We start from the raw sequence: 25,664 nt of genomic DNA, 5'->3' as shown, positions 1-25,664 counted from the left end.
AGAGACGGACCCTAAGGGTTACCGGAGGTCACCCCGCCCGGTGCACCACCGAGTCGCACAGCCCTTCCAGCGCGGCCTTCGCCATGCACTCCGGCAGCGGCGCCAGGGTGGCCCGTGCCTCCTCCGCGTAGCGCACCGTGTCGCGGCGGGCCTGCTCCAGCGCCGGGTGGGCACGCAGTCCGGCCAGCGCCTCGGCATGCCGGGCGTCGTCGGTCAGGTCGCCGGCCAGCAGGTCGCGCAGCTCGCGGTCCTTGTCGGTGCCGTGTGCGCCGTCGGCCAGCGCGCGCAGGTGCAGGACCGGCAGGGTCGGGATGCCCTCGCGCAGGTCCGTGCCGGGCGTCTTGCCGGACTCGTGGGAGTCGCTGGCGATGTCCAGGACATCGTCGGCGAGCTGGAAGGCGGTGCCGAGGCGTTCGCCGTACTGGGTCAGGATGTTGACGGTCGTCTCGTCGGCGCCGGACATCATCGCGCCGAAGCGGCCCGCGACGGCGATCAGCGAGCCGGTCTTGCCCGCGATGACGTCCAGGTAGTGGTCGATCGGGTCACGGCCGTCCCGCGGGCCCGCCGTCTCCAGGATCTGACCGGTCACGAGGCGTTCGAATGCCTCGGCCTGGATGCGGACGGCCTCCGGCCCGAGGTCGGCCAGTATGTGCGAGGCGCGCGCGAAGAGGAAGTCGCCGGTCAGTACGGCGACGGAGTTGCCCCAGCGGGCGTTGGCGCTGGCCACCCCGCGGCGCACGTCCGCCTCGTCCATGACGTCGTCGTGGTACAGCGTCGCCAGGTGCGTCAGCTCCACGACGACGGCCGAGGGGACGACGCCCGGCGTGTGCGGGTCGCCGAACTGCGCGGCCAGCATCACCAGCAGCGGCCGGAACCGCTTGCCACCTGCGCGGACGAGATGTTGCGCGGCCTCGGTGATGAACGGCACGTCGCTCTTGGTGGCCTCCAGCAGGCCCTCCTCGACAGCCGCCAACCCGGCCTGGACATCGGCCTCGAGAGCCTGGTCCCGCACGCTCAGCCCGAAGGGCCCGACGACGGTCACGAGGGGTACTCCTGTCTGCTGACGATCAAACGGAATGTCGATCTGTCGCTGTCTCCACCATTGGCCAGCGTATCCGGTCGCTGTTGGATCACCGTGAGCGCCCGCCCCTCCGAGACACTCGAACGGTGTGCGAGCCGTTCGACACCCGCCCGCGTCCGCATGGCGAACACGCTTCTCGCACCTCGGACACCAGCGGATTCCGGACAGAACGGAGCGCCCCGGCCGCGGTGCGACGGGGTGCTCGTCCGACCTCCCGGTCAGGCATCCGCCCGGAGGCGGGCCCCGGAGTCCCGCCCGGGCCCGCGCCCACGCCCCCGCTCGGACGCCGGCGCTCTCCCCCGTACCGTCCTCCCCTACCGCGCCACCGCCTCCGCCACCCGCCGGGACGCGAACTCCGTACCGCAGACGAAACGCATCACGGGCCCGAAGGACGCCGCCGCCGGGAGGCCCGTGAAGTGCAGGCCCGGGACGGACGAGCCGAAGCCCGCGTCCAGGCGGGGACCTCCGCCGCTGACCGTGACGCCGGTGCGCAGGCCCTGGCCGAGGAAGTCCATCGCCGCCAGGTCGACCTGGTAGCCGGTGGCGGCCAGGACGTGGTCGGCGGCCAGTTCGCCGGTGCGGCCGTCGGGCGCGCGCAGCGTCAGGACCGGGCGGCCGTCCTCGACGCGGGCCCGGACGATCCGCTGCCCGGCCGTGACCTGGACGCGCCCCACGAAGCGGTCGCGCAGCCACCAGGCGCCCAGTGGCCCCAGCACCCGGCGGGCCAGGTAGCGCCGGGCCGGTGCGGGCAGGTGGCGGAAACCGCCCGCGTAGTACGTGAACGCGTACAGCGACCACGCGTTGCCGAACGGTGTCTCCGGCCGCAGCCTGGGCTGATGGTCCGGCGGCGCGCCGAAGCCCACCGCCGTACGCCCGCGCGCGACGACCCGTACGGACCGGGCGCCGGACTCGGCGAGCAGCACCGCGCTCTCCAGCGCCGACTGTCCGGCGCCGACCACCACCACGTCCCGGCCCGCGAAGGCCGACAGGTCGCGGTGCTGGGAGCTGTGCGAGACCGGGCCGGTGGGGGACGGCCCGTCCGGCACGGCCGCGGCCAGCTCTCGCGGCAGCCGGGCGAGGCCGGTCAGTCCGGTGGCCACGACGACCGCGCGGGCCCGGAACTGTTCGCCGCTGTCCAGTTTCAGCTCGAATCCGTCGGAGTGCCGGTCGTAGCCGCCGGACCGCCGGTCGACCGAGACGACCCGTACCTGTTCCAGGTCGGGAACCAGCCGTTCCTGGAACCATTCGCCGTACCGCACGAAGGTCTCGACGGGGAGGATGTCCCAGTCGGACTCGTAGCGCCGCCCGCCCGTCGCGTCGCAGAAGTCCTGGAGCGTGTGCCCGGTCTGCGGGGCGTCGATGGTGGACGCCGCCGGTGTCGATTTGAGCAGCATGCCCGCGGGCATGTTCTCGCGCCAGCTCACCATCGGCCGGCCGAAGACGCGTACGGGCACGCCCAGCGCGCGCAGGTGCGCCGCCGTCGACAGGCCGTACGGACCGGCTCCGACGACTGCTACCGGAGTGTTCACGTGCGTTCCCCTCCCCAGGGTGTTGCTGCTGGTCCGGCAGTGCCCCCCACTGCCCTGGCGGGGAACGGCCGCACTGATCCCCCGTTCATCGCCCGCGCGCGTCTGCTCGTCCGGCGCAGTTCGACCAGATGCCGGGCGCCCGGGCCGACGAACCGGGCCAGCATCGTGAAGAACGGCTTGAGGTCGTCGGCGGCCAGCCACGCCAGCTCGGTGCCGGTGGCGCGGCTCGGCGCGTGGGGCGTGGTGTAGCCGCTGCGGCGGTACGCGAGCAGCGCCGGCAGGTCGATGTTCTCCACGACGAACCGCTGTCCGGCCCGCTGTTCCGCCTCCGGGACCTTCCGGCCGGTCAGGTCCAGGTGCTGGGCCCGTACGACGTCGACGCCCGCCTCGTTCTCGAACAGCCGGAACTGGGCGCCCATCCGCGGGTTGAAGTCCAGCAGCTTGTACGCGCCGTCCCGGCGGTCGTAGCGCCAGTCCAGGTCCACGATGCCGCTGAAGCCGACGCGCTTGACGAACTGGGCGGTCAGCTCGGCCAGTTCGGGGTTGTCGACGACGTACGCGCAGGCCGTCATGCCCGCGTGCGGCGGCCAGGAGCGCACCTTGACCCCGGTGAACAGGCTCAGCGCGGTGCTGTCCGCGTCGAAGTACGCGTGCACGATCCAGTCCTCGGCCTCCTCCCGCGGCAGGTACTCCTGGAGGATCACGTCCGGCCGCGGGCCCCAGTCGCGGGCCAGGCCGAGGAGCTGGCCGGGGCCCGCGATCAGGGTGGTGCCGGCGACCGCGGGGTGCCGGCGCCGCTGGAACGCCTCGCGGTTCTTGGCCACGACCGGGAAGCGCGCCCGTGCGGCGAAGTGCTCGATGTCCGACAGCGACTCGGGGAAGGCGGACGCCGGTGACGGAATACCGTGCTCGACGCAGAGTTCGTACAGCCCCTGTTTGCTCGCCAGGCGGCGCGGCAGGCCGGCTCCGGTGCGGGGCAGCAGGAAGTGGCCGCCGAGGACGTCGGCGTACTCACCGGTCAGGACAGCGGCCTCTTCGTCGGTCGGAATCAGGACCGCGGGCCGGCCGATCCGCTTGCCGATGCGCAGCAGCACCTCGACGAGCCGCTGCGGGTCCTCGCGTCCGGTGGTGGGCCAGACGCAGCGTCCGTGCAGGTAGCGTGAGGTGGCGGCGGGGGTGAACCGGTCCTCGGTGATCGCGTACATGGGTACGCCGAGACGTCCCAGACTGCGGATCGCCCCCACTCCGCCGTGGTGCAGCGGATAGTCACCGATCTTCACGATGAGTCCCGGAACGGTCCGGTCCACCGCGAACGCCGTACTGCTCCGAGCCACCTGACCCCCCAACGGCGCGTCCCGCCCCGGCCACGCCCCGCAAGGAAGTTAGAACCGAACTGACCGTTCGGGTACCGTCTTTCCAGACATTACGAACTCTTTCATGGCGCTTTGCCAACGCCTTTCGATCGGTTCTGTTTCTCTTCTGCCACTGTCTCTCTCCGGTTCGCCGCTGCCCCGGGCACCTCCGCGCCGGCACCCGCCGTCCGGCCGGGCATCCCCTCGCGGCCCGTTGGGCCGTAATCTGATCGATGAGCCCGCCGGCCCGCCGGCCGGGTCCGCGGCCACAGGTGACGACGCACGCGAGAGACCACGCGAGGAGCCGTACATGTCCGAGCACCACCCGCTCGACCTGCCCGAGGACCACCCCTTCGGGCCGCACACCCTCCCCTACGGCGTCTTCAGCACGGCGGACGAGCCGACCCGGCGCCGCATCGGCGTGCGCTTCGGCGACCACGTACTCGACCTCGACGCACTGGCCGCCACCTCCGGATCGCCGCACGCCGACCTGCTCGCCGCACCGACCCTGAACCCGCTGCTCGCCGCGGGCCGCGACATCTGGCAGGCCGTACGGGCGGCCGTCCGCACGGCCGTCACCGACCCCGCGCACCGCGCCACCACCGAGTCGCTGCTGATCCCGCTGGACGCGGTGACGCTGCACCTGCCGTTCGAGGTAGCGGACTACGTCGACTTCTACGCCAGCGAGCACCACGCCACCAACGTCGGCCGGATCTTCCGGCCGAACGCCGAGGCGCTCACCCCCAATTGGAAGCACCTGCCCATCGGTTACCACGGCCGGGCCGGCACGGTCGTCGTCTCCGGCACCCCCGTCGTACGGCCCAGCGGCCAGCGCAAGGCGCCCGCCGACGCGGCGCCCGCCTTCGGGCCCTCCCGGCGGCTGGACATCGAGGCGGAGGTCGGCTTCGTCGTCGGCACGCCGTCCACGCTCGGCGAGCCGGTCGGCCTGGCCGGCTTCCGCGACCACGTCTTCGGCGTCTGCCTGGTCAACGACTGGTCGGCGCGCGACATCCAGGCATGGGAGTACGTGCCGCTCGGGCCCTTCCTCGGCAAGTCCTTCGCGACCTCCGTGTCCGCGTGGATCACGCCGCTGGACGCGCTGGACCACGCCCGTACGGCACCGCCCGCCCGCGACGTCCCCGTCCTCCCCTACCTGGACGACTCGAACGCCGAGCCGGGCGGCATCGACCTGCGCATCCAGATCGACATCAACGGCGAGACGGTCGCCCGCCCGCCCTTCTCCGCCATGTACTGGACCGCCGCCCAGCAGCTCACCCACATGACGGTCAACGGCGCCTCGCTGCGCACCGGCGACCTCTACGCCTCCGGCACGGTCTCCGGCCCGGAGCCGGACCAGCTCGGCTGCCTCCTCGAACTCACCCAGGGCAAGGGCCCGTTCCTGGAGGACGGCGACGAGGTCACGCTGACCGCCTGGGCCCCGGGGCCCGAGGGCTCCCGGGTCGGCCTGGGCGAGGTCACCGGACGTGTCCGGCCGGCGCGTACGGCATGACCGGGCACGGGGCGGGGAGCGAGTGGGGCGGCGCGGATCTCGGGCCCACCCTGCCCGAGGAGTTGCTGCTCCTCGCCCTGGACCCGGCGCGGGGCAAGCCGCTGAACGATCCGTCCCACCTGCGGTACGGCCTGGCCGGCGCCGCCCTGGCGGAGCTGGCACGGGCCGGGCGGGCCACCGAGGGCCGCGGCGGCCGGATCCTGGTGGGCAGTCCGCTGCCCTTCGGTGATCTGGTGCTGGACGCGGCGCTGGCCACGCTGTCCGGCCCCGGCAAGGGCGGCGAGGTCAAGGTCAAGCGCTGGGTGCGGAGCGCGGCGCGCGGCGTCGACGAGGTGTGCCGGCAGCGGCTGGAACAGCGCGGCGCGGTCCGCCGGGAGTCCCGGCGCGCGCTCGGCCTGTTCCGTTACGAGCGTCTGGCGGCCGGACCGGTGGACCTCGCCGGGCCGGCCCGCGCGCGTTTCAAGGGCGCGCTGGCCACCGGCTTCGCGGACCCGCGCGACCGGGTGCTGGCCGCTCTGGTGTCCGCCACCTCCCTGGACCGCAAGCTGGAGCTGGGCCCGGACCGGCGGGCCGTACGCCGCGGCCTGAAGGCGCTGGTCCGCGACGACTGGATCGCCCGCGCGGTGGCGGGCGTGATCCTCCAGGACCAGGCCGCCGCCGGCAGCGGCGGCGGTGCCGGATGAGATACCCGAAGGTCACGGCAGCGCGCCGACTTCGTAGCGACGCTGCCGCGATCACTGTGACCCCGCTCGTCACGGAGCCGGGCCGCACACCGCGTTGCTAGCCTCACGTGTCCTGCCCCACAACGGAGGAGACGTACGTGCGCAAGGCAGCACAGATCGCCGGGACGGCCGCCATGGCCGCACTGCTGCTCAGCGGCTGCGGAGGCGGCAGCGGCAGCGGCAGCGGAGACGACCAGCGTGACGCGGCGGGCGGGACGGGCACGGCACCGGCCGCCACCCCGTCGCGGACCCCCGGCAGCCCGGCCGGTGACGGCTCCACCGGTGACGGCCGCGACGGCGGCGGCACCGGCAGCCTCGACGGCGCCTGGACGGCCACCACCGGCGACTCGCACCTCACCCTCGTGATCTACCGGGGCATCGCCTCCCTGGGGCTCGGCGCGGACACCGGTTCGGCCTGCCAGGGCAAGGTGGAGACCGCGGGCACCACGGTGATCGCCCTGAAGTGCATGGGCGGCCACACCACCCGCACCCTGGGCACCGTCAAGCCGGGCGCCGACGGCAAGACGCTGAAGGTGAGCTGGAAGGGCGGCCCCACCGACGACTTCACCAAGGCCGAGGGCAAGCTCAAGCTGCCGGAGATGCCGAGCCTGCCCGGGGGCCCGTCCGGCTCCTGACGGCCGATCAGGCACCGGGCCGCTCCAGGGACCGACCGGGGCGAACGGCGAAGAGGCCGTACGAACGGCGCAGAGCCCGCGCGAACGGCCGAGGGCCGCCGCGAACGGCGCAGACCCGCTACGCCACCAGGGGTGTTTCCGGGGCGGCGCCGGGAAAGACGCCATACGCTGAGCCATATTCACTCCGAGTAGTTGCTCGACACCGACAACCACGAGGAGTCACGAGATGCGCCTGCGCACCTCCGTCGCCGCCGCCTTCGGAGCGGCCGTACTCGCCCTGACCACCCCCACCTCCGCCTACGCCGCCGACGGCGTCTTCTCCTACGGCTTCAACACCGGCAACGAGCTCGACCAGCGTGCGGCCCTGTTCAATCCGCCCGGCAAGCAGTGCATCACCCTCAAGCTGCCGGACGGTGCCGACTTCGCCTACGCCGCGCGCAACCGGACCAACGCCACCGTGACCCTCTTCGCCGACGACGACTGCAGCAGCGACACCTTCTTCGTCGTCCCGCCCGGCAAGGCCGCCCCGAAGAAGGTCCTGGTCCGGTCGGTGCTGTTCTCCCGCTGAGCCCAGTGCCCCCCTTCTGACCTGCGCCTTTCGCACTCCGGCCGGCCCTCCTCGTACCTGCTTCAGGCCGCGCCGGCCCCCTTCGCCCGAGCGGCGCAACGGCCGCCGCCCGGCACCCCCGCAGGGGCACCGGGCGGCGGCCGTGGGCCGTACGCCGTGCATCCGGCCGGCTCGGCCGCGCTCAGCGCACGAACACCCCCGCCTGGCCCGCCAGATCGAGGAAGTACTGCGGCGCCACGCCCAGCACCAGCGTGACCACGACGCCGACCGCGATGGCCGTCATGGTCAGCGGGCTGGGCACCGCCACGGTCGGCCCGTCCGCCTTCGGCTCGTTGAAGAACATCAGCACGATGACACGGATGTAGAAGAACGCGGCGATGGCGGACGAGAGGACACCGACCACGACCAGCCAGCCCGCTCCGCTCTCCGCCGCCGCCTTGAACACCGCGAACTTCCCGGTGAAGCCGGAGGTCAGCGGGATACCGGCGAAAGCCAGCAGGAAGACCGCGAAGACCGCCGCCGTCAGGGGCGAGCGCCGGCCCAGCCCCGCCCACTTCGCCAGTTGCGTCGCCTCACCGCCCGCGTCCCGGACGAGCGTGACCACCGCGAACGCGCCGAGCGTCACGAAGGAGTACGCCGCCAGGTAGAACAGGACGGACGAGATGCCGTCCTTGTTGGTGGCGATGACACCGGCCAGGATGAATCCGGCATGCGCGATGGAGCTGTACGCCAGCAGCCGCTTGATGTCGGTCTGGGTGATCGCGACGATCGCGCCGCCCAGCATCGTGACGATCGCGACGCCCCACATCACCGGCCGCCAGTCCCAGCGCAGCCCCGGCAGGACCACGTACAGCAGCCGCAGCAGCGCGCCGAACGCGGCGACCTTGGTGGCCGCCGCCATGAACCCGGTCACCGGCGTCGGCGCGCCCTGGTAGACGTCCGGCGTCCACATGTGGAACGGCACCGCGCCGACCTTGAAGAGCAGGCCCATGAGCACCAGCGCCGCGCCGATCAGCAGCAGCGCGTCGTTGCCCATGGTGTCGGCCAGCGCCGGGTCGATCTGCTTGGCACCGTCGCTGACGACCTGGGCGATGCCGGAGTACGTGACCGTGCCCGCGTACCCGTACAGCAGGGCGATGCCGAACAGCAGGAACGCCGAGGAGAACGCGCCGAGCAGGAAGTACTTCACCGCGGCTTCCTGCGACAGCAGCCGCTGGCGGCGGGCCAGTGCGCACAGGATGTACAGCGGGAGGGAGAAGACCTCCAGCGCGATGAAGAGGGTCAGCAGGTCGTTGGCGGCGGGGAAGACCAGCATCCCGCCGACCGCGAACAGCGCGATCGGGAACACCTCGGTGGTGGTGAACCCGGCCTTGACCGCGGCCTGTTCGGCTTCCCCGCCGGGCACCGCGGCGGCCTGCGCCACGAAGGAGTCCACCTTCTTGCCGTGCGCGGCCGGATCGAGCCGCCGCTCGGCGAAGGTGAACGTGGCGACCAGCGCCACCAGCAGGATCGTGCCCTGGAGGAAGAGCGCCGGTCCGTCCACGGCGATGGCGCCCATCGCCGTGATCTTCGCCTTGCTGGTGCCGAAGCCGCCCGCCGCCAGTCCCACGACGGCCGCGAAGCCGGCGGCCAGCGCGAGCACGGACAGCAGCAGCTGGGCGTGGTAGCGGCTGCGCCGCGGCAGGAACGCCTCCAGGACGACGCCGACGACCGCGGCACCCAGCACAATCAGCGCCGGGGCCAACTGGGCATACTCGATCTTCGGAGCCGGGATCCTGGCCGGCGCCTCGGCCGCAATGGTCCACAGGCTGTGGACGCTCGCCACGGAACTCACTTCGCGGCCTCCGCATCTGCCTTCACGGCTACGTCGGGGCGGGGATCGTGCTGGTCGACGACGGACAGGGTGTGGTCCACCGCCGGGTTGACGAGGTCCGTCAGCGGCTTGGGGTAGACGCCTAGGAACAGCAGCAGCGCGATCAGCGGGGCGACGACCGCCAGCTCCCGCGCCTTGAGGTCGGGCATCGTCCGCACCTCCGCCTTCACCGGGCCGGTCATCGTCCGCTGGTAGAGGACGAGGACGTACAGCGCGGCGAGCACGATGCCGACGGTGGCCACGATCCCCACCGCCGGGTAGCGGCTGAACGTGCCGACCAGCACGAGGAATTCGCTGACGAACGGCGCCAGGCCCGGCAGTGACAGCGTCGCCAGTCCACCGACCAGGAAGGTGCCGGCCAGCACCGGGGCGACCTTCTGCACGCCGCCGTAGTCGGCGATCAGCCGGGAGCCGCGCCGCGAGATCAGGAACCCGGCGACCAGCATCAGCGCCGCCGTCGAGATGCCGTGGTTGACCATGTAGAGCGTCGCGCCGCCCTGGCCCTGGCTCGTCATCGCGAAGATGCCCATGATGATGAAGCCGAAGTGCGAGATGGACGCGTACGCGATCAGCCGCTTGATGTCCCGCTGGCCGACCGCGAGCAGCGCGCCGTACAGAATGCTGATCAGCGCGAGGACGAGCACGACCGGGGTGGCCCAGCCGCTGGCCTCCGGGAAGAGCTGGAGGCAGAAGCGCAGCATCGCGAAGGTGCCGACCTTGTCGACCACCGCGGTGATCAGTACGGCCACGGGCGCCGTGGACTCGCCCATCGAGCCGGGCAGCCAGGTGTGCAGCGGCCACAGCGGTGCCTTCACCGCGAAGGCGAAGAAGAAGCCGAGGAACAGCAGCCGTTCCGTGCCGGTGCCCAGCTCCAGCTTGCCGTCGGCCCGGGCCTGGACGATCTCCGTCAGCGAGAACGTGCCGCTGCCGAGCTGGTCGGCGGTGGCCGCGTACAGCCCGATCACCGCGGCCAGCATGATCAGACCGCCGGCCAGGTTGTAGAGCAGGAACTTCACGGCGGCCTGCGAACGCAGCGTGGCGCTGCGCTCCTCGCCGTCCGCCCCGGCCCGGTCCCCGAAGCCGCCGATGAGGAAGTACATCGGGATGAGCATGGCTTCGAAGAAGATGTAGAAGAGGAAGACGTCGGTGGCCTCGAAGGAGATGACCACCATCGCCTCGACGGCGAGGACCAGCGCGAAGAAGCCCTGGGTGGGGCGCCAGCGCCGGTTGGGGCTGGTGTCCTCCAGAGGATCGGCGTCGTGCCAGCCCGCCAGGATGACGAACGGGATCAGCAGCGCGGTGAGCGCGATCAGCGCCACCGCGATGCCGTCCACGCCCAGTTCGTAGCGGACGCCGAAGTCCCTGATCCAGGCGTGTGACTCGGTGAGCTGGAACGGGCCCTTCGCCCCCGGGTCGAAGCGGACCGCGACCACCGCGGCCAGCCCCAGGGTGACCAGCGAGAAGAGCAGCGCCAGCCATTTGGCGACGGCGCGCCGGGCGGCGGGCACCGCGGCGGTGGCGATCGCGCCGATCGCCGGGACCGCCGCGGTGGCCGTCAGAAGGGGAAACGACATGGCTCAGACACCCCTCATCAGCAGGGTCGCGGCGATCAGCACGGCCGCACCGCCCAACATCTGTACCGCGTACGAGCGGGCGAAGCCGTTCTGCACCTGGCGCAGCCGGCCGGAGAGGCCGCCCATCGACGCCGCCGTGCCGTTGACCGCGCCGTCCACGACGGAGTGGTCCAGCCGGACCAGGGCGCGGGTCAGCTCGCCGCCGCCGCGCACCAGCACGGCATGGTTGAAGTCGTCCTGGAGCAGATCACGGCGGGCCGCCCGGGTCAGCAACGAGCCGCGCGGCGCGACGGCGGGCACCGGCTTGCGCCCGTACTGGAGGTAGGCCAGGCCGACGCCGAGGACCATCACCACGACGGTGGCCGTGGTGATCGCCCCAGCGCTGAGCGGCGGGTGCCCGTGGTCGAAGGACGTGACCGGCTCCAGCCAGGTCACGAACGCCTCGTTGAGACTGAACAGTCCGCCCGCGAAGACCGAGCCGACGGCCAGCAGGATCATCGGGATCGTCATGGACCTGGGCGACTCGTGCGGGTGCGGCGGGGTGTACTCGCCCCTCGTCTCGGCCGCGGGCTCCACGGACGGCTCGGCGGGTGACGGCGTCGGCGCCTTGCGCCAGCGCTCCTCGCCGAAGAACGTCATCAGCATCACCCGTGTCATGTAGAACGCGGTGATCGCGGCGCCCAGCAGGGCCGCGCCGCCGAGGATCCAGCCTTCCGTGCCGCCCTTGGCGAACGCCGCCTCGATGATTTTGTCCTTGGAGAAGAACCCGGACAGACCGGGGAAGCCGATGATCGCCAGATAGCCGAGGCCGAAGGTGATGAAGGTGACCGGCATGTACTTCCGCAGGCCGCCGTAGCGGCGCATGTCCACCTCGTCGTTCATCCCGTGCATCACCGAGCCGGCCCCGAGGAAGAGGCCCGCCTTGAAGAAGCCGTGGGTGACCAGGTGCATGATGGCGAAGGCGTAGCCGATCGGGCCGAGCCCGGCGGCCAGGATCATGTAGCCGATCTGCGACATCGTCGAACCCGCCAGGGCCTTCTTGATGTCGTCCTTCGCACAACCGACGATCGCGCCGAACAGCAGCGTCACCGCGCCGACCACCACGACGGCGGTCTGCGCGTCCGGCGCCCCGTTGAAGATCGCGCCGGAGCGGGTGATCAGGTAGACGCCGGCGGTCACCATGGTCGCCGCGTGGATCAGGGCGGAGACCGGGGTCGGGCCCTCCATCGCGTCGCCCAGCCAGGACTGGAGCGGGACCTGTGCCGACTTGCCGCAGGCGGCGAGCAGCAGCATCACGCCGATGGCGGTCAGCTTGCCCTCGGACGTCCCGCCCGCCGAACCCAGCACCGGTCCGAACGCGAACGTCCCGAACGTGGTGAACATCAACATGATGGCGATGGACAGGCCGACGTCCCCGACACGGTTGACGAGGAACGCCTTCTTCGCCGCCGTCGCCGCGCTGGGCTTGTGCTGCCAGAAGCCGATGAGCAGGTACGAGGCCAGGCCCACGCCCTCCCAGCCGACGTACAGCAGGAGGTAGTTGTCGGCCAGGACGAGCAGCAGCATGGCCGCCAGGAAGAGGTTCAGGTAGCCGAAGAAGCGGCGGCGCCGCTCGTCGTGCTCCATGTAGCCGATCGAGTAGATGTGGATCAGCGATCCGACACCGGTGATCAGCAGGACGAACGTCATGGACAGTTGGTCGAGCTGGAAGGCCACGTCCGCCTGGAAGCCGCCCACCGGAATCCAGCTGAACAGGTGCTGGTGCAGGGTGCGGTGCTCGGCGTCGCGGCCCAGCAGCTCCGTGAACAGGGGGACGGCCAGGGCGAAGGACGCCAGCGCGAGCAGCGTGCCGAGCCAGTGGCCGGCCCGGTCCAGTCTCCTGCCGCCGCACAGCAGCAGGGCCGCGCCGGCCAGGGGGGCCGCGACGAGCAGGGCGATCAAGTTCTCCACGTTTACGACCCCTTACAGCTTCATCAGGCTGGCGTCGTCGACCGAGGCCGTGTGGCGGGTGCGGAAGATGGACACGATGATCGCCAGGCCCACCACGACCTCGGCCGCTGCGACGACCATGGTGAAGAACGCGATGATCTGCCCGTCCAGGTTTCCGTGCATCCGCGAGAAGGCCACGAAGGCGAGGTTGCAGGCGTTGAGCATCAGCTCGATGCACATGAACACCACGATGGCGTTCCGCCTGATCAGCACCCCGGCCGCGCCGATGGTGAACAACAGGGCGGCGAGGTAGAGGTAGTTGACCGGGTTCACCGCTTCGCCTCCTCGCTGCGGCCCAGCCGCTCTTCGGAACGCTGCTCCAGCGCCTTCAGCTCGTCCAGCGCCGCACCGGAGACGTCGCGGATCTGGCCGCGCCCGCGCAGCGTCGGGTTGACGGTCAGCTCGGACGGCGTGCCGTCGGGGAGCAGGCCGGGGACGTCGACGGCGTTGTGCCGGGCGTAGACGCCAGGGGCGGGCAGCGGCGGGATCTGCTTGCCCTCGCGGATCCGGGCCTCGGACTGCTCGCGCTGCGTCTTGGCGCGCTCCGTACGCTCGCGGTGCGTCAGCACCATCGCGCCGACCGCCGCCGTGATCAGCAGCGCGCCGGTGACCTCGAAGGCGAAGACGTACTTGGTGAAGATCAGCGCCGCCAGGCCCTGCACATTGCCCCCGGCGTTGGCCTCGCCGAGGCCGTTGAAGTGCCGGAGCGAGGCGTTGCCGATACCGGCGATCAGCAGGATGCCGAAGCCGAGACCACAGGCGGCGGCCAGCCAGCGCTGGCCCTTGAGTGTCTCCTTGAGGGAGTCGGCCGCCGTGACGCCGACGAGCATGACGACGAAGAGGAACAGCATCATGATCGCGCCGGTGTAGACGACGATCTGCACGATGCCGAGGAAGTACGCGCCGTTGGCGAGGTAGAACACCGCCAGGACGATCATGGTGCCGGCGAGCGACAGGGCGCTGTGCACGGCGCGCCGCATCAGGATCGTGCACAGCGCGCCGATCACCGCGACCGTGCCGAGGATCCAGAACTGCACCGCCTCACCGGTGGAGGCCGCTGCGGCCAGGGAGGTCGTGGTCACCGGGTCACCTCCCGGGCGGCCGGCTCGTCAGGCCCGAAGGTGGCCGCGGCCTCCTGGGGCGCCGCGGTGTCCGCGCCGCCCTCCCCTTCGGCCGTCTCGCCCTTGGAGACGGCGACTTGCCGCACCGTCCCCGGTGCGGCCTCGGTCACCAGGCCGCGGTAGTAGTCCTTTTCCGTCATCCCGGGGAAGATGGCGTGCGGGCTGTCGACCATGGTCTCCTCCAGCCCCGCGAGCAGCTCCTCCTTGGTGTAGATGAGCGATTCGCGGGACCGGTCGGCGAGTTCGTACTCGTTGGTCATGGTCAGTGCCCGGGTGGGACACGCCTCGACGCACAGGCCGCACAGGATGCAGCGCAGGTAGTTGATCTGGTAGACGCGGCCGTAGCGCTCGCCGGGGCTGTAGCGCTCCTCGTCGGTGTTGTCGGCGCCCTCGACGTAGATCGCGTCGGCCGGGCAGGCCCAGGCGCACAGCTCGCAGCCGACGCACTTCTCCAGCCCGTCGGGATGCCGGTTGAGCTGGTGGCGGCCGTGGAAGCGCGGCGCCGTCGGTTTCTTCTCCTCCGGATACTGCTCGGTCAGCCGCTTCTTGAACATGGCCTTGAAGGTCACACCGAAGCCGGCCACGGGGTTCTGGAAGTCAGGCACCGTCGCCCCCCTTTCCGTCCGTCTCGATTCGGTCACTGACAGTGTCCACCCCGCCACTGACAATCAACTCCCGGTCCCGGCGCGGCCGTCGCCTCGGCACCGGCGGCAGCGTCTGTCCGGGCAGCGGCGGCACGGGGAAGCCGCCCGCCATGGGGTCGAAGGCCGGCTCCTCGGCCGGCTCCTCCTTCTCGCCCCGCCGGAAGAAGTCGGCGACGAGCGAGACCAGCAGGACGGCGATGGCCGCGCCGCCCACGAACATCACGATCCGCTGGAAGTCGTAGCCCTCGTTCTTCAGGGCCCGTACGGTCGCGACGAGCATCAGCCAGACCATCGAGACCGGGATGAGGACCTTCCACCCCAGCTTCATGAACTGGTCGTAGCGCACGCGGGGCAGCGTGCCGCGCAGCCAGATGAAGAAGAACAGCAGCAACTGCACCTTGATGACGAACCAGAGCAGCGGCCACCAGCCGTGGTTGGCGCCTTCCCAGAAGCTGCTGACCGGGTACGGGGCCTTCCAGCCGCCCAGGAAGAGGGTCACCGCGACCGCCGAGACGGTCACCATGTTGATGTACTCGGCGAGCATGAACATCGCGAACTTGATCGACGAGTACTCGGTGTTGAAGCCGCCGACCAGGTCGCCCTCGGACTCCGGCATGTCGAACGGCGCCCGGTTGGTCTCGCCCACCATGGCGACGATGTAGATGATGAAGGAGACCGGCAGCAGCAGCACGTACCACCGGTCCTGCTGCGACTCCACGATCGTCGAGGTCGACATCGACCCCGAGTAGAGGAAGACCGCCGCGAAGGACATGCCCATCGCGATCTCGTACGAGATCATCTGCGCGCACGAGCGCAGGCCGCCGAGCAGCGGGTACGTCGAGCCGGAGGACCAGCCCGCCAGCACGATGCCGTAGATGCCGACGGAGGCGGTGGCCAGGATGTACAGCACGCCGATCGGCAGGTCGGTGAGCTGCATCGTGGTGCGCTGGCCGAAGATCGAGATCTCGTTGCCGGCCGGGCCGAAGGGGATCACCGCGACGGCCATGAAGGCCGGTACGGCCGCCACGATCGGCGCGAGCACGTACACCGCCTTGTCGGCCCGCTTGACGACCAAGTCCTCCTTGAGCATCAGCTTGATGCCGTCCGCGAGGGACTGGAGCATGCCCCAGGGGCCGTGCCGGTTGGGGCCGATGCGCAGTTGCATCCACGCGACGACCTTGCGTTCCCAGACGATCGAGAAGAGCACGGTCAGCATGAGGAACGCGAAGCAGAAGACCGCCTTGACCGCGATCAGCCACCACGGGTCGCGGCCGAACATCGACAGGTCTTCCTGGGCCAGCGGAAGGCCGGTCAGGGCCAGTTCCCGCATCACGCGTCCACCTCCTCGACCGGGCCGGACGCCGCACCGGGCGTACCGGCCGCACCGGACGGCGCACCGGTCCCGGCCACCGCCGCGACCTTCACCAACTCCCCGGGCCGCGCCCCGGTGTCGGCCGTCACTCCGCCGCCCACCGAGTTCAGCGGCAGCCACACCACCCGGTCGGGCATCTGTGTGACCGCCAGCGGCAGCCGTACGGACCCGGCGGGCCCGGTGACCGCCAGCAGGTCGCCGTCCTTGACGCCGGTCTCCTCGGCGGTGGCCGGCGACATCCGGGCGACGGCCGCGTGCCGCGTGCCGGCCAGCGCCTCGTCGCCCTCCTGCATCCGCCCCTGGTCGAGCAGCAGCCGGTGGCCCGCCAGTACGGCCTCGCCGGGCTCCGGACGCGGCAGCGCGCGCCCGGTCTCCAGCGGATCGGCGGCGTACGTTCCGTCCCACGTCCCCAGCGCGGTCAGCTCCCGCCGCACCGCCCGTACGTCGGGCAGCGCCAGGTGGACGTCCATCGCGTCGGCGAGCATGTGCAGCACCCGGACGTCCGGCAGCAGGTGCCGCCGGGACATCTGGTCCGGTTTGAGCGCGGCCTCGAACAGCCGGGCCCGGCCTTCCCAGTTGAGGAAGGTGCCGGACTTCTCGACGGCCGCCGCGACCGGCAGGACGACGTCCGCCCGCTCCGTCACGGCCGACGGGCGCTGCTCCAGGCTCACCAGGAAGCCCACCGCGTCCAGCGCCTCCAGGGCCCGCGCCGGGTCCGGCAGGTCCGCCGGGTCGACGCCCGCCACCAGCAGGGCGCTCAGTTCCCCGGCGGCCGCGGCGGCGACGATCTGGCCGGTGTCCCGGCCGTGCCGCTGCGGCAGGCCGGCGACGCCCCAGGCGGCGGCGACCTCCTCACGGGCACGCGGGTCGGTCGCAGGACGGCCGCCGGGCAGCAGTCCCGGCAGCGCGCCCGCCTCGACGGCGCCGCGCTCCCCGGCCCGCCGGGGAATCCACACCAGCCGGGCGCCGGTCGCGGTGGCGGCCCGTACGGCCGCGGTCAGCGCGCCCGGGACCGCGGCCAGCCGCTCGCCGACGACGATCACCGAACCGGCGCCGCGCAGCGCCTCGGCCGCGGTCTGCCCCGCGCCTTCCAGTCCGCCCGCCCGTCGCCCGCCCTCCACGGGAAGGCGCTCCGCGCCTGCTGCCTCATGGCCGGCCAGCGCGTCCAGCCACTCCGTCTCCGTACCGGGCGCGGCGGGCAGCAGCGTGCCGCCCGCCTTGACCAGGCCGCGCGTCGCGTACGGCGCGAGCCCGAAGGTGCGCTGGCCGCGCTTGCGGTGGGCCTTGCGCAGCCGCAGGAAGACGCCGGGCGCCTCCTCCTCCGCCTCGATACCGGCGAGGAGGACGGCCGGTGCCTTCTCCAGGGTCTCGTACGTGACCCCGGCCCCGTCGTTGTCCAGGTCACGGCCGCGTCCGGCGACCCGTGCCGCCAGGAAGTCGGCCTCCTCGGCGCTGTGCGCCCGGGCGCGGAAGTCGATGTCGTTGGTGTCCAGCGCGATCCGTGCGAACTTGGCGTAGGCGTACGCGTCCTCGACGGTCAGCCGGCCGCCGGTCAGCACGCCGGTGCGGCCCCTGGCGGCGCCCAGCCCGCGCGCCGCCGCCTCCAGCGCCTCCGGCCAGCTCGCCGTGACCAGTTCGCCGGTCGCGGTGTCCCGCACCATCGGGTGCTCCAGCCGGTCGCGCTGCTGCGCGTACCGGAAGGCGAAGCGCCCCTTGTCGCAGATCCACTCCTCGTTGACCTCGGGGTCCTCGGCGGCCAGCCGCCGCATGATCTTGCCGCGCCGGTGGTCCGTGCGGGTCGCGCAGCCGCCCGCGCAGTGTTCGCAGACGCTCGGCGAGGACACCAGGTCGAAGGGGCGCGACCGGAAGCGGTAAGCGGCCGAGGTCAGCGCGCCGACCGGGCAGATCTGGATGGTGTTGCCGGAGAAGTACGACTGGAACGGGTCGCCTTCGCCCGTACCGACCTGCTGGAGCGCGCCCCGCTCGATCAGTTCGATCATCGGGTCGCCCGCGACCTGGTTGGAGAAGCGGGTGCAGCGCGCGCACAGCACGCACCGCTCGCGGTCCAGCAGCACCTGCTTGGAGATCGGCACCGGCTTCTCGAAGGTGCGCTTCTTCCCCTCGAACCGGGTGTCGGCCTGTCCGGCGGACATCGCCTGGTTCTGCAGTGGGCACTCGCCGCCCTTGTCGCAGACCGGGCAGTCCAGCGGGTGGTTGATCAGCAGCAGTTCCATCACGCCGCGCTGCGCCTTCTCGGCGACGGGCGAGGTGAGCTGCGACTTGACCACCATGCCGTCGGTGCAGGTGATGGTGCAGGAGGCCATCGGCTTGCGCTGCCCCTCCACCTCCACGATGCACTGGCGGCAGGCGCCGGCCGGGTCCAGCAGCGGATGGTCGCAGAAGCGCGGGATCTCGATACCGAGGAGTTCGGCGGCCCGGATGACCAGCGTCCCCTTGGGCACGGAGATCTCGATGCCGTCGATCGTCAGCGTGACGAGGTCGTCGGGCGGTACGGCCGCCCCGCCGGCCCCGGTGGGGGCGTCACTGGTGACGGTCATGCGTTCACCCCCAGGTGAGCGTCGGTGTCGGCCCAGGCGGTCGACCTGGCGGGGTCGAAGGGGCAGCCCTTGCCGGTGATGTGCTGCTCGTACTCCGGGCGGAAGTACTTCAGCGAGGAGAAGATCGGTGAGGCGGCGCCGTCGCCCAGTGCGCAGAAGGACTTGCCGTTGATGTGGTCGGCGATGTCGTTGAGCTTGTCGAGGTCGCTCATGCGGCCCTTGCCCGCCTCGATGTCGCGCAGCAACTGGACCAGCCAGTAGGTGCCTTCGCGGCAGGGGGTGCACTTGCCGCAGGACTCGTGCGCGTAGAACTCGGTCCAGCGGGTGACGGCCCGTACGACGCAGGTGGTCTCGTCGAAGCACTGGAGTGCCTTGGTGCCGAGCATCGAGCCCGCGGCGCCGACGCCTTCGTAGTCGAGCGGTACGTCGAGGTGCTCGTCGGTGAACATCGGGGTGGAGGAGCCGCCGGGCGTCCAGAACTTCAGCCGGTGGCCCGGCCGCATGCCGCCGCTCATGTCGAGCAGTTGGCGCAGGGTGATGCCCAGCGGTGCCTCGTACTGGCCGGGGTTGGCGACGTGGCCGCTGAGCGAGTACAGCGTGAAGCCCGGGGACTTCTCGCTGCCCATGGTCCTGAACCAGTCCTTGCCCTTGTTCATGATGGCGGGAACCGACGCGATGGACTCGACGTTGTTCACGACAGTGGGGCAGGCGTACAGGCCCGCCACCGCCGGGAAGGGAGGACGCAGCCGGGGCTGTCCGCGACGGCCCTCCAGGGAGTCCAGCAGCGCGGTCTCCTCGCCGCAGATGTACGCGCCCGCCCCCGCGTGCACGACGACGTCCAGGTCCAGGCCCGAGCCGAGGATGTCGCGGCCGAGGTAGCCCGCGGCGTACGCCTCCCGGACGGCCTCGTGCAACCGCCGCAGGACAGGCACGACTTCACCGCGCAGGTAGATGAAGGCGTGGTGCGACCGGATCGCGTGACACGCGATGACGATGCCCTCGATCAAGGAGTGCGGATTGGCGAAGAGCAGCGGGATGTCCTTGCAGGTGCCCGGCTCGGACTCGTCGGCGTTGACGACGAGGTAGTGCGGCTTGCCGTCGCCCTGCGGGATGAACTGCCACTTCATCCCGGTGGGGAAGCCGGCGCCGCCGCGGCCGCGCAGTCCGGCGTCCTTGACGTACGCGATCACGTCGTCCGGCGGCATCGCGAGGGCCTTGCGCATGCCCTCGTAGCCCTCGTGCCGCAGGTAGGTGTCCAGCGTCCAGGACCCGGGCTGGTCCCAGAAGGCGGACAGCACGGGCGCGAGCAGTTTCTCCGGGTTGGCCTTGCTGACCTCGGCGGCCATGGTCATCACTCCCCCTCCTCGGCGGTCGGACCAGCGGGGTGCGAGGGGTCGGAGGCCGAGGTGTCGCGCGGCGCGTCGTGCGAGCTGGGGTGGGTGGCCGGCGCTTCGCCCGGTGCCCGTCCGGCGTGCTCACCCTCGGCCTCGGCGGGGCCCGCGCCCCGCTGCGGTACGACATGGTCGGCGGCCGGGCCCGCGCCCGGTACGGCCTCGCCCTTGGCCAGCCGCAGCCCCACCAGCGAGGCGGGCCCGGCGCCGCCGGTGGCCTCGACCGCGCCGGGGCGCTGATCCGGGAACCCGGCGAGGATGCGGGCCGTCTCCTTGTACGTGCACAGCGGCGCGCCCCGGGTCGGCGCGACGGCCCGGCCCTCCCGCAGGTCGTCCACGAGCCGCTTGGCGCTGTCCGGCGTCTGGTTGTCGAAGAACTCCCAGTTGACCATCACCACGGGCGCGAAGTCGCAGGCCGCGTTGCACTCGATGTGCTCCAGCGTGACCTTGCCGTCCTCGGTCGTCCCGCCGTTGCCGACGCCCAGGTGCTTCTGCAGCGTCTCGAAGATCGCGTCGCCGCCCATCACCGCGCACAGGGTGTTGGTGCACACCCCCACCTGGTAGTCGCCGCCGGGTCCGCGCCGGTACATGGAGTAGAAGGTGGAGACCGCCGTGACCTCCGCCGTCGTCAGGTCCAGCATCTCCGCGCAGAAGCGGACGCCGGTGCGGGTGACGTGCCCTTCCTCCGCCTGGACGAGGTGCAGCAGCGGCAGCAGCGCGGAGCGCGCGCCGGGGTAGCGGGCGATCACCTCCTTGGCGTCCGCTTCGAGCCGGGCCCTGACCTCGGCGGGATAGTCGGGGGCGGGGAGCTGCGGCATCCCCAAACTGACGTCTGTCACCGGTCGACGCCTCCCATCACGGGGTCGATGGACGCGACGGCGACGATGACGTCGGCCACCTGGCCGCCCTCGCACATCGCCGCCATGGCCTGGAGGTTGGTGAAGGACGGGTCGCGGAAGTGGACCCGGTAGGGGCGGGTCCCGCCGTCGCTGACGGCGTGCACGCCCAGCTCGCCCTTGGGGGACTCCACGGCCGCGTACGCCTGGCCGGGCGGCACCCGGAAGCCCTCCGTCACCAGCTTGAAGTGGTGGATCAGGGCCTCCATCGAGGTCCCCATGATCTTCTTGATGTGGTCGAGCGAGTTGCCGAGCCCGTCCGGGCCCATGGCCAGCTGGGCGGGCCAGGCGATCTTCTTGTCGCCGACCATCACCGGTCCGGGCGTCAGCCGGTCCAGGCACTGTTCGACGATGCGCAGCGACTGCCGCATCTCCTCCAGGCGGATCAGGAAGCGCCCGTAGGAGTCGCAGGTGTCGGCGGTCGGCACCTCGAAGTCGTAGTGCTCGTACCCGCAGTACGGCTGGGTCTTGCGCAGGTCGTGCGGGAGGCCGGCGGAGCGCAGCACCGGTCCGGTGGCGCCGGTGGCCAAACAGCCGGCGAGGTCGAGGTAGCCGATGTCCTGCATCCGGCCCTTGAAGACCGGATTGCCGGTGGCGAGCTTGTCGTACTCGACCAGGTTCTTGCGCATCTTCTTCACGAACTCGCGCACCTGGTCGACCGCGCCCGGCGGCAGGTCCTGGGCGAGCCCGCCGGGCCGGATGTACGCGTGGTTCATCCGCAGGCCGGTGATCAGCTCGTAGATGTCCAGGATCAGCTCCCGGTCCCGGAAGCCGTAGATCATGATGGTGGTGGCGCCCAGCTCCATGCCGCCGGTGGCGATGGCCACCAGGTGGGAGGAGAGCCGGTTGAGCTCCATCAGCATCACGCGGATGACGGAGGCCCGGTCCGGGACGTCGTCGGTGATGCCGAGCAGCCTCTCCACGGCCAGGCAGTACGCCGTCTCGTTGAAGAACGGCGTCAGGTAGTCCATCCGGGTCACGAAGGTGGTGCCCTGCGTCCACGTACGGAATTCGAGGTTCTTCTCGATCCCCGTGTGCAGGTAGCCGATGCCGCAGCGGGCCTCGGTGACGGTCTCGCCGTCGATCTCCAGGATCAGCCGCAGCACGCCGTGCGTGGAGGGGTGCTGCGGGCCCATGTTGACGATGATCCGCTCGTCGTCGGTGCGGGCCGCGGCGGCCGCGATCTCGTCCCAGTCGCCGCCGGTGACCGTGTAGACGGTGCCCTCGGTCGTCTCCCGAGGGGTCGCATGGCTGGTGGACATCAGGTGTACGACCTCCGCTGGTCGGGAGCCGGGATCTGGGCGCCCTTGTACTCGACGGGGATGCCGCCGAGCGGGTAGTCCTTGCGCTGCGGGAAGCCCTGCCAGTCGTCCGGCATCATGATCCGGGTGAGCGCCGGGTGGCCGTCGAAGATCAGTCCGAAGAAGTCGTACGTCTCGCGCTCGTGCCAGTCGTTGGTCGGGTAGACGCTCACGAGGGACGGCACGTGCGGGTCGGCGTCCGGCGCGGACACCTCCAGCCGGATCAGCCGGTTGTGGGTGATCGAGCGCAGGTGGTAGACGGCGTGCAGTTCGCGGCCCTGGTCGCCGGGGAAGTGCACCCCGCTGACGCCGGTGCACAGCTCGAAGCGGAGCGCGGGGTCGTCGCGGAGGGTCTTGGCGACGGCCGGCAGGTACTCCCGCTCGATGTGGAAGGTCAGCTCACCGCGGTCGACGACGGTCTTCTCGATGACGTTCTCGGGGACCAGCCCCTGCTCGTCCAGCGCGCCTTCCAGTTCGTCCGCGACCTCGTCGAACCAGCCGCCGTACGGCCGCCGTGCGGCGCCCGGCATCCGTACGGACCGGACGAGCCCGCCGTACCCGGAGGTGTCGCCGCCGCCGCTCGCGCCGAACATGCCGCGGCGGGTGCCGATGACCTCGCCGTGGTCGCCGCGCTGGCCGGGGAGGTTCTGTGCGTTCAGGTCCTTGTCGGGGTTGACGCCGTTGGGCCCTTTGGCCGCTCCGGTCCCGCCGTTCCCGTTGACACCGCCAGTGCCGTTGGTGTCACCGTTCCCGGAGGTTCCCTTGGTGCCGTCGCTCACCGCAGCAGCCCCTTCATCTCGATCGTCGGGAGCGCCTTGAGCGCCGCTTCCTCCGCCTCGCGGGCCGCCTGCTGCTGGTTGACCCCGAGCTTGGTGCCCTGGATCTTCTGGTGCAGCTTGAGAATGGCGTCCATCAGCATTTCCGGACGCGGCGGGCAGCCGGGCAGATAAATGTCCACCGGGACGATGTGGTCGACGCCCTGGACGATCGCGTAGTTGTTGAACATCCCGCCCGACGAGGCGCACACGCCCATCGAGATGACCCATTTCGGGTTCGGCATCTGGTCGTACACCTGCCGCAGCACGGGCGCCATCTTCTGGCTCACCCGGCCCGCCACGATCATCAGATCGGCCTGGCGCGGCGACCCGCGGAAGACCTCCATGCCGAAGCGGGCGAGATCGTAGCGCCCGGCACCGGTCGTCATCATCTCGATGGCGCAGCAGGCGAGGCCGAAGGTGGCGGGGAAGACCGATGACTTGCGCACCCAGCCCGCGGCCTGTTCGACGGTGGAAAGCAGAAAGCCGCTCGGCAGCTTCTCTTCAAGTCCCATTGGTGGCCCCTAGTCCCATTCCAGGCCGCCACGACGCCATACGTAGGCGTAGGCGACGAAGACGGTGAGCGCGAAGAGGAGCATCTCCACGAGCCCGAAAAGCCCGAGCGCGTCGAAGGTGACGGCCCAGGGGTAGAGGAAGACGATCTCGATATCGAAAATGATGAAGAGCATCGCCGTGAGGTAGTACTTGATCGGAAATCGACCGCCGCCGGCCGGCTGTGGCGTCGGCTCGATTCCGCATTCGTACGCCTCTAGCTTCGCCCGGTTGTAGCGCTTGGGTCCGACGAGCGTGGCCATCACGACAGAGAAGATCGCAAAGCCTGCCCCGAGGGCTCCCAGTACGAGGATGGGCGCGTAAGCGTTCACCGTCCCCGCTCCCTTCAGTCGACGATGACTGGATGGCGGTCCGCCCGGTCCCGCTCAACGGCCCCACGAAGATCGCGCCTATGTGAGGCAGTTCACAAGCCCGAGCCGCCTGCATCTTATGCCCGCCGGTCTGTGATCTGCGACACGGGGTGCGACAACGCCTTTGTGATCTCCACCACCTGACGGCCGGTCATCTGGTCCGATGAGCGTCGATCTTCGTACGGCAAGCGCGCGGATGATCACTGGAGGTGACAATTTCCGGCGTTGCCGCTGGTCAGAACGGGGTCGCCACTATCAAGAGGTGCGGACTGCAAGCAAATTGGCGCTGGGCGGGGTCAACTGCTAGCGCGCGCGGGGCCGCAGGCGCGGAAGAGCGGGGCACCGTCCGCCGTGACCGTCCCGAGACCGTCGTGACCGTCCCGTGATCATCAGTACGTGCTCGCGTTCACGAGCACTCCCGTCACGGCCGCATCACGGGAACATAACGGGCACTCACGAGTGACCTATCCCACGCGGCTTGCTGTCTTGAATGCTTGACCTTCGGGAAGCCTTGGCGTGGCGGATCAGTAGGTGATAAGCGCCCCCGGGGGGCGCATCGGCCCGTAAATGCCATGCGTAAGAACATGATCACGAAATCCGGACCGGCCGCCGCTCGCTCACCGACCGACGAAAAGTCCCTTTTATTCATCGCGTACGCGTCAAGTGTGGCGCACGCCACCTTTGTTGGCAGCAACCTGTGGCTCCTGATAGCCGTGGTGCCATGTCCCCGAACGCAGTCATACCCAGCCACCGGAAGCCCCGCCGTTCCGCGTCCTCGCGGGCACTGCGCGCAGGGGTCACCGGTGGCATCATCACCCTGGCGGTGACCGGCGCGAGCATGCCGGCCGGCGCCGCGGAGAAGCCCGTCTCCGAGACCCAGGAAATGCCGACCATCACGTCGGCACTGGCCACCAGCCTGGCCAAGAGCGCGGACACCGCCCAGCAGATGGCGCTGGACTACGAGCGCCAGGCCGCGCAGGACACCGCCACCGCCGAGGCCACCGAGGCCGCCACCAAGGCGAAGGACGAGGCCGACAAGAAGGCCGCGGCCGAGAAGAAGGCCGAAGAGGCCCGCAAGGCCAAGGAGAAGGAGCAGGAGGAGGCCGCCCAGCAGCGCGCCTCCCGCTCCTCCGAGCGCACCTCGCTGCGCTCCCTGGCTGCCGCGTCCGACGACTCCCCCGTCACCGGCGCGACCGGCAGCACCGCCTCCCTGGTCAGCTTCCTCCGCGCCCAGCTCGGCAAGTCCTACGTGCTCGGCGCCTCCGGCCCGTCCGCGTACGACTGCTCCAGCCTGGTGCAGGCCGCCTACCGCACCATCGGTATCGACCTGCCGCGCACCTCGCAGCCGCAGTCCACCGCCGGTACCCAGGTGGGCCTGGGCAACCTCCAGGTCGGCGACATCCTGTACTGGGGCAGCGCGGGCAGCGCGTACCACGTCGGTGTCTACGTCGGTAACGGCAACTTCATCGGTGCCCAGAACTCCAGCACCGGCATCGTGGAGAAGCCGCTGAGCTACAGCCAGCCGACCGGCGCGGTCCGCGTCCTGTAAGGCGCCCGCACGCACGGCCGAGGGCCGCTGTTCCCACCGCTCGGGAACGGCGGCCCTCGCGCGTTGCGCGAGCAAAGTACCCGCACGCCCCACCTGATGGCCGATCATCGGCCAAACGCCATCGCCCATTCGATAAATAGACGCCCGTTCGGCACAACTACCGTAACGGCTCTGTCCCAGTTGTACCTCTCGCCGTACTCATCCCTTCCGCCCCGTAATGCCCGCACCCTCATTTTCGTGGCACCGGACAGCGGCTGACGA

22 protein-coding genes are annotated in these 25,664 nt (G+C 70.9%); 5 read left to right on the top strand and 17 right to left on the bottom strand.

Going from position 1 to position 25,664, the window contains the following annotated elements:
* Window positions 1-28: 28 nt before the first annotated feature.
* The 3 genes from AB0A97_RS14825 to AB0A97_RS14815 all read right to left on the bottom strand — a co-directional run bounded on the left by AB0A97_RS14825 (window position 29) and on the right by AB0A97_RS14815 (window position 3,944).
* Complete coding sequence (locus AB0A97_RS14825; protein ID WP_361149075.1) at window positions 29-1,042, bottom strand: polyprenyl synthetase family protein; 1,014 nt, start codon at window positions 1,040-1,042, stop codon at window positions 29-31.
* Between the two features lie 353 nt (window positions 1,043-1,395).
* Window positions 1,396-2,610: an FAD-dependent oxidoreductase gene (locus AB0A97_RS14820; protein WP_361149072.1), complete on the bottom strand. Its 1,215-nt coding sequence runs from the start codon at window positions 2,608-2,610 to the stop codon at window positions 1,396-1,398.
* Entirely contained in the window at window positions 2,607-3,944 is a 1,338-nt protein-coding gene (locus tag AB0A97_RS14815; protein WP_361149069.1) for an ATP-grasp domain-containing protein, read from the bottom strand. Before AB0A97_RS14815 ends, AB0A97_RS14820 begins: the two co-directional genes overlap by 4 nt.
* A gap of 328 nt (window positions 3,945-4,272) precedes the next feature.
* Between AB0A97_RS14815 and fahA the strand changes: the two genes are divergently transcribed.
* The 4 genes from fahA (at window position 4,273) to AB0A97_RS14795 (ending at window position 7,397) form a co-directional block, all read left to right on the top strand.
* The gene (fahA, locus tag AB0A97_RS14810; protein WP_361149067.1) at window positions 4,273-5,472 is read left to right on the top strand and encodes a fumarylacetoacetase; all 1,200 of its coding nucleotides are present in this window, start codon (window positions 4,273-4,275) and stop codon (window positions 5,470-5,472) included.
* Complete coding sequence (locus AB0A97_RS14805) at window positions 5,469-6,155, top strand: GPP34 family phosphoprotein (protein ID WP_361149065.1); 687 nt, start codon at window positions 5,469-5,471, stop codon at window positions 6,153-6,155. Before fahA ends, AB0A97_RS14805 begins: the two co-directional genes overlap by 4 nt.
* Window positions 6,156-6,292: 137 nt before the next feature.
* Window positions 6,293-6,829: a hypothetical protein gene (locus tag AB0A97_RS14800; protein ID WP_361149063.1), complete on the top strand. Its 537-nt coding sequence runs from the start codon at window positions 6,293-6,295 to the stop codon at window positions 6,827-6,829.
* 226 nt (window positions 6,830-7,055) lie between these two features.
* Window positions 7,056-7,397 (top strand): hypothetical protein, encoded by a 342-nt coding sequence (locus AB0A97_RS14795; protein WP_361149060.1) that lies wholly within the window; start codon window positions 7,056-7,058, stop codon window positions 7,395-7,397.
* A gap of 181 nt (window positions 7,398-7,578) precedes the next feature.
* On the opposite strand, the gene nuoN is transcribed toward AB0A97_RS14795, so the two are convergent.
* The 14 genes from nuoN to AB0A97_RS14725 form a co-directional block, all read right to left on the bottom strand.
* Window positions 7,579-9,231: an NADH-quinone oxidoreductase subunit NuoN gene (gene nuoN / locus AB0A97_RS14790; RefSeq protein WP_361149058.1), complete on the bottom strand. Its 1,653-nt coding sequence runs from the start codon at window positions 9,229-9,231 to the stop codon at window positions 7,579-7,581.
* Complete coding sequence (locus tag AB0A97_RS14785; RefSeq protein WP_361149056.1) at window positions 9,228-10,844, bottom strand: NADH-quinone oxidoreductase subunit M; 1,617 nt, start codon at window positions 10,842-10,844, stop codon at window positions 9,228-9,230. Before AB0A97_RS14785 ends, nuoN begins: the two co-directional genes overlap by 4 nt.
* A gap of 3 nt (window positions 10,845-10,847) precedes the next feature.
* On the bottom strand, window positions 10,848-12,794 hold the full coding sequence (nuoL, locus tag AB0A97_RS14780; RefSeq protein ID WP_361149054.1) for an NADH-quinone oxidoreductase subunit L: 1,947 nt from the start codon (window positions 12,792-12,794) through the stop codon (window positions 10,848-10,850).
* Window positions 12,795-12,806: 12 nt separating this feature from the next.
* Window positions 12,807-13,106: an NADH-quinone oxidoreductase subunit NuoK gene (nuoK, locus tag AB0A97_RS14775; RefSeq protein ID WP_003983361.1), complete on the bottom strand. Its 300-nt coding sequence runs from the start codon at window positions 13,104-13,106 to the stop codon at window positions 12,807-12,809.
* Complete coding sequence (locus tag AB0A97_RS14770; protein WP_361149051.1) at window positions 13,103-13,915, bottom strand: NADH-quinone oxidoreductase subunit J; 813 nt, start codon at window positions 13,913-13,915, stop codon at window positions 13,103-13,105. Before AB0A97_RS14770 ends, nuoK begins: the two co-directional genes overlap by 4 nt.
* Entirely contained in the window at window positions 13,912-14,559 is a 648-nt protein-coding gene (nuoI, locus tag AB0A97_RS14765; protein WP_361149048.1) for an NADH-quinone oxidoreductase subunit NuoI, read from the bottom strand. Before nuoI ends, AB0A97_RS14770 begins: the two co-directional genes overlap by 4 nt.
* A complete protein-coding gene (gene nuoH / locus AB0A97_RS14760; RefSeq protein ID WP_361149046.1) occupies window positions 14,552-15,928 on the bottom strand; it encodes an NADH-quinone oxidoreductase subunit NuoH in 1,377 nt (458 codons plus the stop codon). Before nuoH ends, nuoI begins: the two co-directional genes overlap by 8 nt.
* Entirely contained in the window at window positions 15,928-18,528 is a 2,601-nt protein-coding gene (locus tag AB0A97_RS14755; RefSeq protein WP_361149044.1) for an NADH-quinone oxidoreductase subunit G, read from the bottom strand. The genes nuoH and AB0A97_RS14755 overlap by 1 nt, the downstream gene beginning before the upstream one ends.
* On the bottom strand, window positions 18,525-19,883 hold the full coding sequence (gene nuoF / locus AB0A97_RS14750; protein ID WP_361149041.1) for an NADH-quinone oxidoreductase subunit NuoF: 1,359 nt from the start codon (window positions 19,881-19,883) through the stop codon (window positions 18,525-18,527). Before nuoF ends, AB0A97_RS14755 begins: the two co-directional genes overlap by 4 nt.
* On the bottom strand, window positions 19,880-20,737 hold the full coding sequence (gene nuoE, locus AB0A97_RS14745; RefSeq protein ID WP_361150142.1) for an NADH-quinone oxidoreductase subunit NuoE: 858 nt from the start codon (window positions 20,735-20,737) through the stop codon (window positions 19,880-19,882). Before nuoE ends, nuoF begins: the two co-directional genes overlap by 4 nt.
* Before the next feature lie 17 nt (window positions 20,738-20,754).
* Window positions 20,755-22,077, bottom strand: a complete 1,323-nt coding sequence (locus AB0A97_RS14740) for an NADH-quinone oxidoreductase subunit D (RefSeq protein ID WP_361149038.1) — start codon at window positions 22,075-22,077, stop codon at window positions 20,755-20,757.
* Window positions 22,077-22,775: an NADH-quinone oxidoreductase subunit C gene (locus AB0A97_RS14735; RefSeq protein ID WP_361150139.1), complete on the bottom strand. Its 699-nt coding sequence runs from the start codon at window positions 22,773-22,775 to the stop codon at window positions 22,077-22,079. Before AB0A97_RS14735 ends, AB0A97_RS14740 begins: the two co-directional genes overlap by 1 nt.
* A gap of 116 nt (window positions 22,776-22,891) precedes the next feature.
* Window positions 22,892-23,446, bottom strand: coding sequence for an NADH-quinone oxidoreductase subunit B (locus AB0A97_RS14730; RefSeq protein WP_031002905.1), 555 nt, complete (start codon window positions 23,444-23,446; stop codon window positions 22,892-22,894).
* A 9-nt stretch (window positions 23,447-23,455) separates the two neighbouring features.
* Complete coding sequence (locus tag AB0A97_RS14725; protein ID WP_030022241.1) at window positions 23,456-23,815, bottom strand: NADH-quinone oxidoreductase subunit A; 360 nt, start codon at window positions 23,813-23,815, stop codon at window positions 23,456-23,458.
* Window positions 23,816-24,575: 760 nt separating this feature from the next.
* Between AB0A97_RS14725 and AB0A97_RS14720 the strand changes: the two genes are divergently transcribed.
* A complete protein-coding gene (locus tag AB0A97_RS14720) occupies window positions 24,576-25,403 on the top strand; it encodes an NlpC/P60 family protein (RefSeq protein WP_361149036.1) in 828 nt (275 codons plus the stop codon).
* Window positions 25,404-25,664: the final 261 nt, after the last annotated feature.

The organism is Streptomyces sp. NPDC045470 (assembly GCF_040646595.1).
Taxonomy (GTDB): Bacteria; Actinomycetota; Actinomycetes; order Streptomycetales; family Streptomycetaceae; genus Streptomyces.
This window is presented reverse-complemented; position numbering and strand designations above follow the sequence as displayed.

Bases quoted from the DNA above. Each gene is read 5' to 3' on its own strand.
- AB0A97_RS14785 (WP_361149056.1), bottom strand. From the start codon at position 10,844: ATGTCGTTTCCCCTTCTGACGGCCACCGCGGCGGTCCCGGCGATCGGC.
- nuoH (WP_361149046.1), bottom strand. From the start codon at position 15,928: ATGCGGGAACTGGCCCTGACCGGCCTTCCGCTGGCCCAGGAAGACCTG.
- AB0A97_RS14730 (WP_031002905.1), bottom strand. From the start codon at position 23,446: ATGGGACTTGAAGAGAAGCTGCCGAGCGGCTTTCTGCTTTCCACCGTC.
- AB0A97_RS14805 (WP_361149065.1), top strand. From the start codon at position 5,469: ATGACCGGGCACGGGGCGGGGAGCGAGTGGGGCGGCGCGGATCTCGGG.
- fahA (WP_361149067.1), top strand. From the start codon at position 4,273: ATGTCCGAGCACCACCCGCTCGACCTGCCCGAGGACCACCCCTTCGGG.
- AB0A97_RS14795 (WP_361149060.1), top strand. From the start codon at position 7,056: ATGCGCCTGCGCACCTCCGTCGCCGCCGCCTTCGGAGCGGCCGTACTC.
- AB0A97_RS14755 (WP_361149044.1), bottom strand. From the start codon at position 18,528: ATGACCGTCACCAGTGACGCCCCCACCGGGGCCGGCGGGGCGGCCGTA.
- AB0A97_RS14740 (WP_361149038.1), bottom strand. From the start codon at position 22,077: ATGTCCACCAGCCATGCGACCCCTCGGGAGACGACCGAGGGCACCGTC.
- nuoE (WP_361150142.1), bottom strand. From the start codon at position 20,737: ATGCCGCAGCTCCCCGCCCCCGACTATCCCGCCGAGGTCAGGGCCCGG.
- AB0A97_RS14720 (WP_361149036.1), top strand. From the start codon at position 24,576: ATGTCCCCGAACGCAGTCATACCCAGCCACCGGAAGCCCCGCCGTTCC.